Annotated in this window: 7 protein-coding genes; 3 read left to right on the top strand and 4 right to left on the bottom strand. The window is 69.1% G+C overall.

The genetic code is table 11. The annotated features are described in order from the left end of the window. Window positions 1-16: 16 nt before the first annotated feature. Window positions 17-5,728 carry an AAA family ATPase gene (locus ENSA7_RS29510; protein ID WP_106092710.1) on the bottom strand — a complete coding sequence of 1,904 codons (5,712 nt, stop codon included), beginning with the start codon at window positions 5,726-5,728 and terminating at the stop codon, window positions 17-19. Window positions 5,729-6,066: 338 nt separating this feature from the next. Here ENSA7_RS29510 and modA point away from each other — a divergent pair, with 338 nt between their 5' ends. Next, window positions 6,067-6,837 (top strand): molybdate ABC transporter substrate-binding protein, encoded by a 771-nt coding sequence (modA, locus tag ENSA7_RS29505; protein WP_106092709.1) that lies wholly within the window; start codon window positions 6,067-6,069, stop codon window positions 6,835-6,837. A 15-nt stretch (window positions 6,838-6,852) separates the two neighbouring features. Here the strand turns inward: modA and ENSA7_RS29500 are convergent, their stop codons facing one another. The 3 genes from ENSA7_RS29500 to ENSA7_RS29490 form a co-directional block, all read right to left on the bottom strand. Next, complete coding sequence (locus ENSA7_RS29500; RefSeq protein ID WP_146158261.1) at window positions 6,853-8,409, bottom strand: transglutaminase-like domain-containing protein; 1,557 nt, start codon at window positions 8,407-8,409, stop codon at window positions 6,853-6,855. 69 nt (window positions 8,410-8,478) lie between these two features. Then, window positions 8,479-9,846 carry a protein kinase domain-containing protein gene (locus ENSA7_RS29495; RefSeq protein ID WP_106092707.1) on the bottom strand — a complete coding sequence of 456 codons (1,368 nt, stop codon included), beginning with the start codon at window positions 9,844-9,846 and terminating at the stop codon, window positions 8,479-8,481. Between the two features lie 60 nt (window positions 9,847-9,906). Continuing rightward, complete coding sequence (locus ENSA7_RS29490; RefSeq protein ID WP_106092706.1) at window positions 9,907-11,985, bottom strand: protein kinase domain-containing protein; 2,079 nt, start codon at window positions 11,983-11,985, stop codon at window positions 9,907-9,909. A 164-nt stretch (window positions 11,986-12,149) separates the two neighbouring features. Here ENSA7_RS29490 and ENSA7_RS29485 point away from each other — a divergent pair, with 164 nt between their 5' ends. Together ENSA7_RS29485 and ENSA7_RS29480 are read left to right on the top strand one after the other, a co-directional pair. Continuing rightward, on the top strand, window positions 12,150-13,829 hold the full coding sequence (locus ENSA7_RS29485; protein ID WP_146158260.1) for an FG-GAP repeat domain-containing protein: 1,680 nt from the start codon (window positions 12,150-12,152) through the stop codon (window positions 13,827-13,829). A 60-nt stretch (window positions 13,830-13,889) separates the two neighbouring features. Then, the gene (locus ENSA7_RS29480) at window positions 13,890-14,588 is read left to right on the top strand and encodes a Dph6-related ATP pyrophosphatase (RefSeq protein ID WP_244923947.1); all 699 of its coding nucleotides are present in this window, start codon (window positions 13,890-13,892) and stop codon (window positions 14,586-14,588) included. Window positions 14,589-14,700: the final 112 nt, after the last annotated feature.

The raw sequence follows: 14,700 nt of genomic DNA, 5'->3' as shown, positions 1-14,700 counted from the left end.
GAATTGAAACGTCGCGCTAATCGCGTGACTCGGAGCCGGCCGCCTGGCTGGTCTCGGTGGGTAACTCTACGTGGAAGCAGGCTCCAACCCCAGGCTCGTTTTCGAGCCGTAGCTCTCCGCCGTGATCGCTGATGATCCCGTGGCTGACCGAGAGACCCAATCCCGTGCCCTGATCCCGACCCTTGGTCGTGAAGAAGGGATCAAAGATCCGACCGACGACCTCGGGTGGAATGCCGCCGCCCTCGTCGGCCACGCTGATGCGAAGCCAGGGACGACCGCTGTCGTGGCGAAACGGCTGGACCCGAATCTCTATGCGCTTGTGTTCGTGGTAGCCGGGCCAGCGCGAGCACAGGGCGTCACGCGCGTTGGTGACCAAGTTCATGATCACCTGGCGAATCTGCTGAGCCCGACACTCGACGATGATCTGATGCTTGGGTCGGTCGACGCTCAGCTCGATCTGGTCCTTGCCGATCACGGTCCGAACCAGCAGCAGGGTCCCCTCGATCACGTCACCGATGTCGGTCGCCGCGAACCGAAGCTCGCTCTCTTCGCGCGAGAACGACAGCAAGCTGCGGACGATCGCCGCGACACGCTGTGACTCGTAGCCGATCTCGCCCGCGAATTCTCGAGCGACTTCGTCCATGCCCGGCATGGTCGCGATCAGCTCGGCGTAGTTCATGATGCCCTGGACCGGGTTGTTGATCTCGTGGGCGACGCCGCTGGCGAGCGTGCCGATCGACTCGAGCCGCTGCTGCTGACGGATCTGGGCCTCGAGCTGCTCCCTGGCTTGCTGCGCGTCGCGTCGCTCGGTGATGTCGGTCGCGACCGCGATGATCCGCTCGACGCGACCGTCGACGGCGATCGGGGCCAGGCGCACGGCGTACCAGCGCATCTTGGAGCTGCGCAGGGCAGCGCGCAGCTCGAGCTCGGTCTGTCGCAGATCGCGGATCGCCTGGCTCATCTGCTCGTGGAGTCCGTCGGCGTCGTCTGGGTGCACCAGCGCGTCGACTGGGGCGCCGATCACCGCGTGGTGCTCCCCGCCAGGGGCGAACTCGCCGACGAAATGGTTGATGAACTCCAGCCGGCCGCGAGGGTCGACCAGCATCACGACGTCGGGCAGACCCTCGACCAGCGAGCGCCAGCGGACCTCGCTGCCGCGCAGGGCCTCGAACAGCTGGGCGTTCTCGAGCGCGCTGGCGGCCTGGGCCATCAGCAGGTGCAGCAGCTCCAGGCGATCGATCGTGAAGCTCCCGGTGCTGAGCTTGTTCTCGAGGTACAGCAGCCCGACCAGGCGATCGTGCTTGAGGATCGGCATGCTGAGCACGGAGCGGACCGCCTGCGCCGCAATGTACGGATCGCTGGCGAAGCGCATGTCGGCGGCGGCGTCGTCGAGGATCACCGACTCGCGGGTGCGCTCGACCCAGCGCAGCAGCGAGACTGGGACCCGGGCGCCCGCGCTCTCGACGGGTATTGGATGCGGGAGTGAACCCTGACCCGACGTGGGTCCGTCGGCCGAGCACAGCGCCGCGAGCTCGAAGCCGGCGGCGCCCGGCAGCAGCAGGGCGCCCCGCTCGGCGCCCGCGTTCTCGAGCGCGATCGCCATGACCCGATCGACGACGTCGTCGAGCCGAATGTCGCCGGCGATCGCCTGCGAGGCCTTGAGGATCGACGCGAGGTCCAGGGCCCGACTGGCGTTGAACGCCTGCGAGCTCGCACCTGCAGCTGCAGCGCTCGCTTCGCCTGCTCCGTCTGACCGCCGCGCGGGACCGCCAGCGTGGGCGCGACGGTCGGTCGCCTGGCTGGGCCCGTCGGCGAGCTCGGGCCACTGCCGGTCGAGCTGCGCGACCTTGGTGAGCGCACCCCAGCTGCCGTAGCGCGCGCGAGCGTCACGCATCGGGCCCAGCGCGAGGTCATCGAGGCCGAGCGCGCGCAGGTGCAGGGCCGAGCGCTCCAGCGCGATCGCCTCGACCCACGGCAGCTGATGTTCGACCGCGGAGCGGCGCGCGGCCGAGTAGCTGGCCAGCGCCTGAACCGAGCTGCCCTCGGCGGCGTGGACCTCGGCGGCCAGCACCGCCGCCCGCGGGACGCAGTTGGCAGGCGCGAGCTCGGCCGCGGCCTCGAGCAGCTCGAGGTTCAAGCGCATGACCCACAGCAGCTGCTCGCGGGTCTCCTCGTCCTGTGCGGCGCCGCGCAGGCCGGCCGCGCTGAGCCCATGAAAGAACGCGTAGTCGCACAGGTGCCAGGCCCCAAACACGACGCGCTGGAAGTCATCCATGGCGTCGAGCTCGGCGAAGGCCTGCTGCCAGTCGCCGAACAGGCAGCGCCTCCACGCCCGCAGCAGGCGGACCATGTACTGCGAGGGCAGGTGCGAGATGCTGCTGGCGCCCGCGTCGTCCTCGTGCTCGTGAGCTCGCAGGGCCGCCTCATCACCACTCAGCAGCGAGCCCGCGAAGTCGAGGTAGGCCTCGGCGCGGACGATCAGCGGCCCCGCTTGCCACTGTCGCAGCCGGCGAGTCGCGGTGCCGGCCATGCGCTCGAGCGCTGGCAAGCTGACCCCCGCGGACAGGCTCATGGTCACGCCCATGTCGGTGGCGTAGCTGGCGACCTCGCTGTCGCCGGCCCCGAGCGCCAGGCCAACGGACTCGCGCAGCGGGGCCAGGCCCTCGGCGTAGGGCCGGACCCACGAGGCCACGACCCAGTAGGGTGGCTCGATCCGCTGGCGGTGTGAACCCGGGCGGTTGGCGAGCTCGCGCGCGAGCTCGACGATCTCGAGCGCGAGCTGGCGCTGGCCGACCGTGGTGCCGACGATCATCGCCGCGTAGCTGAGCGCCAGCGAGGCCGAGCGATGGCGCCCGTGCTCGAGCATGATCCGGGTGTGCTCGGTGACGATGGCGACGTGGAGATCCGCGTCGAGCAGGTGCGAGACCGGGATCAGCGTGGTCAGGATCTCGAGCGCGGCCTCGAGTCGCTGATCGCGGACCGCCTGGGTGTCGCCGAGCTTGCGCAGCTCGGCCGAGCGCAGCATCGGGACCAGGCGATTGAGCGGGAACTGGTCGGGGCTGGGGTCGTCGGGCAGGACCTGCACGCCGAGTCGCGTGAGCCCGTCCATGCCACACTCGATCGCGCCGAGTCGGTCGGTGCTGGCGATCCGCAGCTCGACGCGCCCGGCGATCGCCCGCCCGACCCGGGCGAAGTCGAGGGGCGCCTGCAGCAGCCGGTCGAAGTGGAGCTCCGCCTGCGCTCGCTTGCCGGCCAAGCCCAGCGCCTGACAGCGACCCAGCTCCAGCGAGAAGCGCAGCTCGTGGTTGAGGTGGGAGCTGCGGCGTGGCTCGGCGGGATCCTTGGTGTCGTCGCCCTGGGTCTCGCCCTTGCTGACCAGGGCAATCCCGGCTTCGAAGTAGCGGACCGCGGCGCGGTGAGCCGCCCCGATCTGGGCGTTGTGGCCGGCGAGGGCGTTGAGCTCGGCGAGCAACGAGCGGTGCTCTTCACCGAGCTCGCCGAGCATCCGACGGGCCCGCTCCGCGCTGACCTCGGCCGGCTCCTCCGCGAACGGGACCAGCCCGTAGCCGAGGTCGAGGTGGTCGACCATCTCGAAGATCGACTCCTCGATCTCGCCCAGGCCGCTGCGCTCGAGGCACTTCTCCCCGACGATGCGGTGCAGCTGCGCGCGCTGCTCGGGGGCGCTCATCTGATAGGTGACCTCGCGGATCCGGTCGTGCGTGAACCCGTAGCGGCCGGCCGGGAGCGAGGTCAGCAGGCCTTCTTTGATCATCGGGACCAGCGCCAGGTTGACCACGTCGTTGCCAACTAGCGCGCCGAGCGTGGCGACGTCGAAGCGCATGCCGATCACCGCGGCGGCGGCCAGCAGCTCGCGCTGCGCGGGCGTCAGCAGCCCGAGCTTCGCGGTCATCATCGACAAGAGATCCTCGGGTAGACCGGCGGACTCGATCGCGCCCGCGTCCCACTCCCAGCCGAGCGAGGTCGACCGCAGCAACCCGAGCTCGACCAGGTGCGCGAGGTACTGGCCCACGAAGAAGGGGTTGTGGTTGGTGTTGCGGCCGACGATCTCGGCGAGCGGACGGATCAGATCGATCGGCCAGGCCAGCGCGTCGGCGATCAAGGTTGCGAGGTCGTCGCGGCTGAGCGGTCCGAGCTGGATGAGCTCGGCCTGATCGGGGCGGCCCGCCAGCAGATCGAGCAGCTGCTGCGCGGGTGCGTCGGGGGCCAGCGCGTCCGTGTGCAGCGTGCCGACCACCAACAGCGCCGCCTCGGGCTCGACCAGGATCGCGGCGATCAGCTCGCAGCTGGCTTCGTCGGCCCACTGGAGGTCGTCGAGGCTCAACACCAGCGGGTGCTCGACGCGGGCGAACTCGGCGATCAGACCCGCGCACGCCAGCGCGATCCGGTTGCGAGACTCGACTGGCCCGATCTCGGGGCTCGCCGGGACCGAGCCGAGGATCGGTCGCAGCTTGGGCACGAGCTCATGCAGCACGAAGCTGCTCGGGCCCAGGCGCTCGAGCAGCTTGGCGCGGATCGGCGCGAGCTCGCTGTCGCTGCGCGTGAGCAGCTGATCGGCGAGGTCGGAGAACGCCGCGAACACGCCCGCGTAGGGCTTGTCCATCTGCTCGCGCTCGAACTTGCCGCGCGCGAAGTAGCCGTGGCGCCCCAGCACCGGCTCGGCGAGCTGGGCGACCAGCGCGGTCTTGCCGATCCCCGTGGGCCCCGAGATCAGCGCGCAGTGAGGGTGACCGTGGCTCGCGTCGCGGAACAGCTGGGCGAGCTTCTCGGTCTCGCGGCTGCGACCGTAGAGCCGATGCGGCAGCTGCAGCACCGCCGGGACGTCGTCGGCGCCAAGCGAGAAGGCCTCGGTCGGGGAGCCGGAGGTCAGCGCGGCGTGGATGCGATCGAGATCGGCGAGCAGCCCCCGGGCGGACTGGTAGCGCCGCTCGGGAGCCTTCTCGAGCAGCTTCATCACCACCGCGCTGAGCATGGTGGGGAGCTCCGGGCGGAGTCGCTGCGGGGTCTGGGGCCGACGCGCGAGGTGGGCGTGGATCAGCTCGAGCGGGGTCGTGGCCTCGAACGGGCGGCGGCCCACGAGCAGCTCGTAGAAGCTGACGCCGAGCGAGTAGAGATCGCTGCGGAAGTCGACCTCGTGGTGGGTGCGACCGGTCTGCTCGGGGGAGACGTAGGGCAGGATGCTGTCGATGACGCGCGGATCGTTGATCCGCTGGCGCTCGCTCTCGAGCACCACGCTGAGCCCGAAGTGGCCGAGTGAGACGACCTTGGTCTTGGGGTCGATGAAGATGTTCGAAGGCTTGATGTTGCGATGGGTGACCTTGTAGCGGTGCAGATCAGCGAGAATTCGCGCGAGCTGGACCGCGATCACCATGGCGTCGGCGACCGGCAGCGGCCGACCTCCGCGGTACTCCTCGAGCGTGACGCCCTCGCACCAATCGAGCACCAGCGCGAATTCGCGGGCGTGGCACTCATAGCTGAGCACGCTGACGATGCCTTCGAGCTCGAGGCCGTGAATCGTGCGAAACTCGTGGTCGATGCGGACCTCGAGCCCGTCGAGGTCATCGAGGTCGTAGAGCTTCACGACCACGCGTCGCTGGTCGCTCTCGCGCTGGGCCGCGTACACGCGGGTGCGCTCCGACTCCCGCAGCACCTGCGTGCTCCGATAGCCGTCGAGTGACAGCTGGCCGGAGCGGCGCGGTACAGGATTCACAACACCAGACTACCGCTCGTACCTGCCGCTGGCACCCCCTGACGACCAATCCGCACACGGGAGAAGCCAGCGCGTGGGTTTCACGTGCTTGTCGTCGCGCATGGTGCGAGAAACCGAGCTCCGCGCGGGGTGGGCGAATATGCTCAGTCGTTGCGTACATCGTGGCCCGATAGCAAATAGCCATTCGACCCGAGTTGAAGCGCGCCGCGCCCGGGTGTCACGAAATTCCCCATGGCGGTCGACCACAATGGTCAGCGCCGTGGCTGAGTCGATGTGACCCACCACCCGACCCGGTTGGGGTGTTCGCACCCGTCGCAGGGATCCGCTAGCTTGCGACCGTGCTCCCGTCGCTGACCTCGCTGCGCGCGCTGCTGCTGGCAGCTGTGACGATCCTTGGGTCGAGCTGCCGAGCGAGGGCGCAGGAGACCGTGGTGGTGTTCGCGGCCGCCTCGCTGAGCGAGCCATTCCGAGCGCTCGAGCGCGCGTACGAGGCGGCCCACCCGGGCGTGGACGTGGTGCTCAACCTCGCCGGCTCGCAGCTGCTGGCGAGCCAGCTGACCGAGGGGGCCCAGGCCGATCTCTTCGCTTCGGCTGACACCCAGACGCTCGATCGCGTGTTGCTCGAGCGGCCCACAGCGGGCCCGTCGCGGCGCGTGTTCGCGAGCAATCGTGTGGTCGCGGTCGTGGCCGCAGACTCACCGCTGCGCACCCTCGACCAGCTGGGCGCGCCGGGGCTCAGGATCGTGCTCGCGGGCCCCGAGGTCCCCGCCGGTCGCTACGCGCGAGCGGCCCTCGACCAGCTGGGGATTCGGTCGGCCGTCGAGGCGAACCTCGCGTCGAACGAAGACAGCGTCAATGGCGTGCTGTCGAAGGTCGCGCTTGGTGAGGCCGACGCTGGGATCGCATATGCCACAGACCTCGCCCGCTCGCCGAGTCTACGAGGGATCGAGATGCCAGCGACGGTGCAGGTCAGCGCGATCTATGAGCTGGCGGTGCTCAGCCCGGAGCCGAGCGAGGAGCAGGGGACCGCGTTCGCGGCGTTCGTGGTCGGCGACGAGGGCCAGGCGGTGCTGCGAGAGTATGGGTTTTCGGCCCCCCCACCGAACTGAGATCGCCGGCTGCCCTCAGCGCAGCTCTTCGTGGGTCAGGTGCGGTCCCAGCTCGATCGCCGTCCTGCCGATCGAGCGCATCATCTTTCCGCCTGACCCCATCGAGCCTGGCTCGTCGATCCCAAACTCCAGATACCGGGCCGACGTCCCCGTCTCGTTGACCGTCGCGTCCACGCCAATCCACTGACCCAGCCAGATCTCCGCCCACGCGTGATAGCCGGCCATGCCGCTGCCGCCCTTGTCGGAAGCGAACACGATCCCATCGACCGCGCGCGCGGGGATCCCCGCGGCGCGCATCAATGCCACGACCAGCACCGCGTGCTCCGTACAGTCCCCCGCGCCGTTTTGCAGCACCTCACTGGCGGTCGCGCTGCCGCGGACGCCCGCTTGCTTGTCGAGACTATCGAACACCGCCGTCACGATGAGCGACGCCGCGGCCAGTGAATTCGTCTCACCACCGACGATCTTCGCGGCCATCGCGACAATGTTGGGATCATCGGATTGGGCCATGGCCGTCGGCTCTAGGAACCGGCGCACCTCGGGGTCGCTGACGGCGACCGGCAGCTTGGGCGCGACAAACCCAGCGGACGGCAGCGTGGACAGCAGCGTCATGTTGTAGCGCTCTCCCTCGCGGACGACCTCGTGATAGTGATTGTCGTCCCACAGCGAGGGCGCGTTGGGGTCGTCGCCGGTCACGGTCGCGGTGATCTTCTGCTCGGCCAGCTCCCACCAGCGATTGGTCGTCCGCCCCGTCACCGGTAGCTCGCTGTTGATCCGCCCGCCCCCTTGGCCGAGCGCGGGCGGCTGATCGACCAGCGTGGCGACAAAGGTGCCAGCCGCGTCGACCTTTAGCGGGGTGAAGTCGTGATCGACGATCGAGTCGACGATCGTGCCGTCTTCTTGGGTCGAGCGAAACACATAGGCGGGGATCAGCTGATCACCGTGGCGAAACTCGATCTCACCGGTCAGCGTGACCGTGGTCTGCTCAAACCGCTCACGATTGTCGTCGAAGGTAGAGAAGCTGCGCGTGGCCGGCTGTCCGGTCCGGTTCCACTCTTCCACCAGCTCGAAGTCGACCGCGAGCGCGCTGCGATAGTCGTCGGGCAGCTGAAAGTGCTTGATGTCTTCCGTGCGGCCCGGGCCCGAGTAGCTCGAGATGATCTCGCCGTCCTTCACGGTGACCGAGCGGGTGATCGTGACGTCGGCCTCGCGCTCGATCTCGACCTCCGACACGAGCTGGTGGCTGGCGTCGTAGATCGACACGCTCTGGGTCGTGCTCGAGAATTGCGCGTCGGCGCCCCCGCCTTCGCGGGTCAGGGCGAAGGTCACCAGCTCGCGCGTGGTCCAGGTCCCGTCGGGGGCCTTCTCCAGGAAGCTCTGCACGGTGCCAACGGTCTGCCCGGCGACGGTGACCGCGAGCAGCCGCTCGACCACCACGACGCCCGTGTCGACGCTGGCTTGGTCGTCGACCTGCTGGCTGGGATGCTCGTGGGCGGGCGGGACCGACTGGCAGGCGATCGCTGCGGTCAGCGCGAGGGGAGCGAGCAGGGCGAGCAAGCGAGCGCGTAGCACCGCTCCAAGGTGACAGGCCCAGGGCCGCCGGTCCAGCAGGCGGTGAGCCAGGCCGCCACGGACGAGAGCTCAGCGATCTTCGCCGAGTCGCCGCGCGAGCGTCTGCACGAATTGGGCGACCCACGGATTCCAGCGCCCGACCTCGCGCTCGAACACCTCACCGGTGATCGCGTACAGCGTGACGTCAGTCAGCGCGCGGACCGTCGCGGTCCGGGGCGAGCCGGCGAGGATCGCCGTCTCGCCGAACACCTCGCCGGCCTCCATGACCCGCAGCACACGCTGCTCGCCCTGCTCCTCGCGGGTGACCTCGCAGCGACCGGTGACGATGATGTAGGCGGCGTCGGCGAACTCGCCCTGGCGAACCACGAGCTCGCCCGCCGCGACGCTGACCGACTCGAATTCCCAGCCGCCGCCCCGCAGGTAGCGAGTCAGAGCGGTCGCCAGGGCCTCGACGGTGGCGTAGCGATCGCAGGGCTGCTCGGCCATGGCCTTGAGCACGATCGCCTCGAGCGCGGGCGGGATGTCTTCGCGCAGGGCCGACGGTCGCTCGAAGTCACAGGCCCGGGCCCGCCGCAGCGCCTCGTCGCGCGAGCGATTGGTGAACGGACCGCGCGCGGTGAGGATGAAGTACAGCACGGCCCCCAGCGCGAACACGTCGGTCTGGGCGGTGATCGGCGCGTCGCGTGCTTGCTCGGGAGCCATGAACGCGGGGGTGCCCCCGCTGACCAGGTTGGCGTCGCGGATCCACTTGGGCTCGTTGCCGCTGACCTCCTGCGCCTCGCTGTACGACGACGAGCGGATCACCGACTCGCGCCGCAGCGGCTGGACCAGGCCCCAGTCCATCAAGTAGGCCGCGCCGTAGCGCCCGATCATGATGTTGTGCGGCTTGATGTCGCAGTGCACGTAGCCAAAGTCGTGCGCGGCCGCGACCGCGCCGCAGATCCGGATCACCGCGTCGATCTGATCCAAGAGCTCGGTCTGGCTGCGCTCCTCGAGCGGCTTGGCCCGCACGCGCACGGCCAGGTCTTCGCCCTCGATCAGCTTCATCGTGTAGTAAATGCGGTGACCGTCGCGAACTCCAACCTCGTAGACTGGGACCAGGTTGGGGTGGTCGATCTGCGCGGTCACCCGGGCCTCGCGGAGAAAATTGGCGACCTGACTCATGTTGGTCGCGAAGCTGTCGTCGAGCTGCTTGAGCGCGACGGGGCGCCGCAGCGAGCGGTCGATCGCCAGCCACACCGTGCCCATGCCCCCGCGACCGACCTCGCGGCGCAGCTCGAGCCGCTCACTGTGGGCCGGGAGCGTGCTGCGCAGCAGCTGCTCGATCATCGAGGCGTCGTAGTCCAACAGCTGGGGCGCCGGAGAGCGCGGCTCGGCGACGGTCTTGTCGGCGGTGGCTCGCGGGGTGTGATCCGGCTCGGGCTTGTTGGCGGTCACTGACCCGATGGTACACGAACCGCCCCAGCGCTCGCGTGCCCTGAGCCGATCGCCCCGTGCTCATTTCCGCGAGACGCAAAACGCCCGCGGCGAGGGGATGTCGACGTCGCGCTCGCTGACCCTGCCGTCCATGACGGCGACGGTCTTGGCCTTGCTGCCGTCGGTCTCGCTGCTCCAGTACAGCAAGTTCGCGACCTCGGTGCCGCCAAAGCTGGCCAGCTCGGCGACCGTCGGCTGCCGCCACTTGGTCAAGCCATGCCGCTTTTTCCGCTTGAGGCTGCGGCAGTAGTCGCGGGCCGATTTCCAGGTGCCGTTGGGTCCGCGCGACTTGTGGGTGTAGATGCTGCCCGACCGGATCAGGTTGCCGTACTCGATCGGCTTGGGCTTTTCAGCGCTCCCGCCGTCGCCCGCGGCTCCGCCATCGTCGTCGTCGCCATCATCGTCGTCGCCGCCGTCGTCGCCGCCGCCGCCGTCGTCATCGTTGGCCTTGCTGTCGTCACCGCCCTCGCCGGTCTCGGCCGCCGCTGCAGTCCCCGTCTCGCCGCCGGTCTCGGTCGCGCCGCCGGTCTCGCCGCCCGTCGTGGCGGGCTGATCGGCGTCCGTGTCTGCGTCGGCGACCACGGTTCCCCCACCAGTCTCGGTCGCGCCTGAATCTGAATCCGACGCGGCGGTGTCGCTGGCAGATCCCGCGAACACGCCCGAGTTCCAGGCCAAGACCGCGCCGCCGCCGATCAGCCCGATCAGCCCGAGCCCGAGCACGCCGACCCCGACGTACCAGCCGACGCCCCGCCCGGGTCGCGCGGTGGTTGGCGTGTAGGGCCGGCTCTCCGCGTCGCTGAAGCTGCGGACGCCCATGGACCAGCTCTGGCCCGGCTCGACCGCGGGTGTCGTGAGCTCGGACGACCACGTCCCCGCGGTGGTGTCGACTGGCTGGCTGTGGTGGCCCGGACCAGAGCCCGGACCAGAGCCCGAACCAGACGGGCCCGTGGTGTTGGACTTGTAGGTCATCGGCCCCGCGGGCGCCGACGTGGGGCCGCCGGGCACCGGGCTGAGCTTGCGGGTTGGGCCCGGCTCGCCGCCAGCGGAGGTTGGGGGCGAGCCTGCAGACGCGGCACCCGGGGCCACCATCGGCACCTGCCCGGGGATGACCGCCATCGTGTTGCCCGTGCGCACGGGCGCCTGCGGCCGCTCGCCCTCGGCGACCAGCTGCTGAAATGGCGCGAGCGCGTTGAACAGCTCTTGCGCGGTGGCGTAGCGGTACTGGGGATCCTTGGCCAGGCAGCGATCGACGACCGCGATCAGGCCCGCGGGCAGCTGCGGCACGAAGTTCTCGATGGGCGCGTGGTCCTCCATGGACAGCGAGAGCAGCAGCGCGGCCATGGTGTTGCCCTTGAACGGCTCGGTGCCTGTGAGCGCGCGGTACAGCATCACGCCCATCGCCCAGATGTCGGTGCGGGCGTCGACGTTGGCGGCCCCGGCCGCCTGCTCCGGCGACATGTACTCGGGCGTGCCCATGACCACGTTGGCGCCCGTCCGGCCGCCGCCCGGATCCTCGGTGAACTTCGAGATCCCGAAGTCCATGAGCTTGACCAGCATGCGCCCCGGCTCGGGCTCGTGCAGGAACATGTTCTCGGGCTTGAGGTCGCGATGGATGATCCCAGCCGCGTGGGCGGCGATCAGGCCTTTGAGCGCCTCGCAGATGATCAGCACCGCGAGCGGTGGATCGATGCGCAGCTGGGTCTCGAGCAGCTCGCCGAAGCTCTGGCCCGACAGCGCCTCCATCACGATGTAGGGGCCGAGCGGCGACTCGCCGAGATCCAGGATGTCGCAGATGTGCGGGTTGCCGATCCGCCCGGCCGCGGTGGCCTCGTTCTGGAACCGATGCAGGGTCCGCGGATTGCGGGCGAACTCGGGGTGCATCAGCTTGATCGCAACCCGCTTGCGGACCCGAAAATTCTCCGCCAGCCACACCGTGCTCATGCCGCCCTCGCCGAGCATCGTCATGAACCGGAACCGGTTGTCGAGCACCCGCCCCTGCAGCGGAAGCAGACGATTGGTGTTGGGACAGACGAGGAGTTCCTCGGGGTGCGCCGCCCGACAGTGGGGACACGGCGGCAGCGGCTGCCCTGGATCGCCCATGGTCGCCGGGAGGTATAGCAGGGCATGCAAGCGTTTGCGCGGTATCGGCGAGAGCTGCGGCCTGCCGTCGTCCACGCTCGACAAACGTGCAGGGGCGCGGGCTCACGCGTCGGATCTGTCTGCGAATACAGCTCCGGCTCGGGGTTCGGTAGGGTGCTAGCGCGATGCGCCCGCTCAGCTTGATCCCGTGTCTGTCCTGCCTGGTCCTGCCTGCCCTCGCCTGTGGTGGCGCGGGGGCAGAGGGATCGAGCACGCAAATTTCGAGCGCAGGCGATGGGACCGGCGGCATGTCCGGCGACGGAGACGGGGACTCGGGCGACGGGGATGGAGATGGAGACCCTGGGGACGGCGACGGCGACGGCGACGGCGACGGCGACGACGGGACCAAGTTCGACATGGCGCCGCTACCCGATGGCGACGACACCGGCGGGCCCGGGGAGCTGTGCAAGGTCGTCGACGAGATGAACGCCGTCGGTGACTGCGAGGAGTCGGCCCCGCCCGACGCGTTCGAGCCCGACATTCAGTGGGACTGGTGGGGGCCCAACGGCGAGGTCGAGTCGTTGGTGCCGCCCTTGGTCGCCAACTTGACCGACGACAACGACGACGGCGAGATCGATCTTTGCGACATCCCCGATGTCGTGGTGGTCGCGACCAACTTCCCCGACAGCGCGCATATCTACGTGCTCGACGGCGAGACCGGCGAGCTGCATTTTCAGGTCCCGATGGGGGTCGCGTGGTCGATCACCCCGGCGATCGGCGACATCGACAATGACGGCCTGCCCGAGATCGTCGCGGCGATCGGCCCTGGGTTCTCGGGCGGCGGGCAGATCGTCGCGTTCGAGCACGACGGCACCCATATCTGGACGAACGATGCGATCTGGTCCCACAGCCAGGGCGGCTCGATCGCGCTGGCAGATCTGGACAATGATGGCGACGTCGAGATCATGGGTGATCGCCTCGTCGTCGATCATCTGGGCAATACCGTGTTCATTGCGCCTGCGCAGGTCGGGGTGCCCGCCAACACCGCGGTGACCGCCGCGGACCTCGATGGTGACGGTGATCTCGAGGTCATCTTGGGTCAGAGCGCCTACCACCACGACGGCACCGTGGTGTACGCAAACCCTGCGGTCACCGCTGGGTTTCCACAGGTCGGCAACCTCGACGATGACCCACAACCCGAGATCCTGGTGAGCAGCGACAGCGGCGTGACCGTGCTCGAGCACGACGGCACCATCAAGTACCTCAACGCCCAGCCAGGCGGCACGCAGCCCAGGTTTCGCCCGTCTGCGATCCACGACTTCGACGGCGACGGCTTCGCCGAGTTCGCGGTCAGCTCGAGCACCGTGTACTCGGTCTACGAGACCACGCCCTCGGTGCTGTGGAGCGCCCCGGTCACCGACAGCAGCGGCTGGTCGGGCGGGACCGCGTTCGACTTTGATGGCGACGGCATCGCCGAGGCCATGTACGCCGACGAGCAGAACCTGTTCATCTTCGACGGCATGGGCATGCCCTTGCTCACGGTCCCGCGCAGCGCCAAGACCCTCGCGGAGTACCCGATCGTCGCCGACGTGGACAACGACGGCTCCGCGGAGATCGTCGTGGTCTCAGACTCGGGGTTTGCCAACAATCAGACGGCGCCAACCGTGCAGGTGATCCGCGACATCGAAGATCGCTGGATTCAGGCCCGGCGGATCTGGAATCAGCACACCTATCACGTGACCAACGTGCGCGAGGATGGGACAATTCCGCAGTTCGAGCAGCCCAACTGGGAGACCTTGAACACGTTTCGGACCAACGCGCAGATCGAGGGCGGCGAGATCTGCAAGCCTGACCCGCAAGGCTGATGCGACGGCGCGTGCGCCGATCCGCGCGCGTCACCACTGCGTATCGGGCATCATCCGGTCATGACCACCCAGACCCAGCCGCGCACCCAGCCGCGCACCAAGCCGCGCAAGGCGTTGATGAGCTGGAGCAGCGGGAAGGACAGCGCCTACGCGCTGCACTTGGCTCGCGCGAATCCCAAGCTCGAGATCATCGGGCTGCTGACCACGATCAACGCCTCGGCCGATCGCGTGGCCATGCATGGCGTTCGCCACGAGCTGCTGCGTCGGCAAGCCGCGTCGCTCGGGCTGCCCGTCCAGGTGATCGAGCTCCCGCACCCGTGCTCCAACGAGATCTACGAGCAGCGCATGGGCGCGGCGGTCGAGCGGGCGCGTGAGCTGGGCGTGGAGGTGATGATCTTCGGGGATCTGTTCCTCGCGGACATTCGGGCCTATCGCGAGCAGCAGCTGGCGGGCACGGGGCTCGAGCCAGTGTTCCCGCTGTGGGGCGCCGACACGCGCGAGCTCGCCGAGCAGATGCTGCGCGCGGGCGTGGTCGCAACGTTGACGTGCGTGGATCTGGCCAAGCTGCCGATCGAGCTGGTCGGTCGGCGCTGGGACGCGAGCCTGCTCCGCGAGCTGCCCGAGGGCGTGGATCCATGCGGCGAGCGAGGTGAGTTTCACACCTTCGTGAGCGACGGGCCGGGCTTCGCGGAGCCGATCTCGCACCAGCGGGGCGAGGTCGTCGAGCGCGACGGGTTTGGGTTCGCGGATCTACTCTAGACGGTGGCGAGCTGCGGCGGCAAGACCCCGGCGGGGAGTACACCGATCGCTGGAGCGTTCCTGGGGCCTTAGAGCTGCGCAGCAACCATGCCGGCGCAAACCGCGGTGTCGC

It is taken from the genome of Enhygromyxa salina (assembly GCF_002994635.1).
Lineage (GTDB): Bacteria > Myxococcota_A > Polyangia > Nannocystales > Nannocystaceae > Plesiocystis > Plesiocystis salina_B.
The sequence above is the reverse complement of the archived record's forward strand: the minus strand, read 5'-3'. Positions and strand labels throughout refer to the sequence as shown.

Bases quoted from the DNA above. Each gene is read 5' to 3' on its own strand.
- ENSA7_RS29490 (WP_106092706.1), bottom strand. From the start codon at position 11,985: ATGGGCGATCCAGGGCAGCCGCTGCCGCCGTGTCCCCACTGTCGGGCG.
- ENSA7_RS29485 (WP_146158260.1), top strand. From the start codon at position 12,150: ATGCGCCCGCTCAGCTTGATCCCGTGTCTGTCCTGCCTGGTCCTGCCT.
- ENSA7_RS29480 (WP_244923947.1), top strand. From the start codon at position 13,890: ATGACCACCCAGACCCAGCCGCGCACCCAGCCGCGCACCAAGCCGCGC.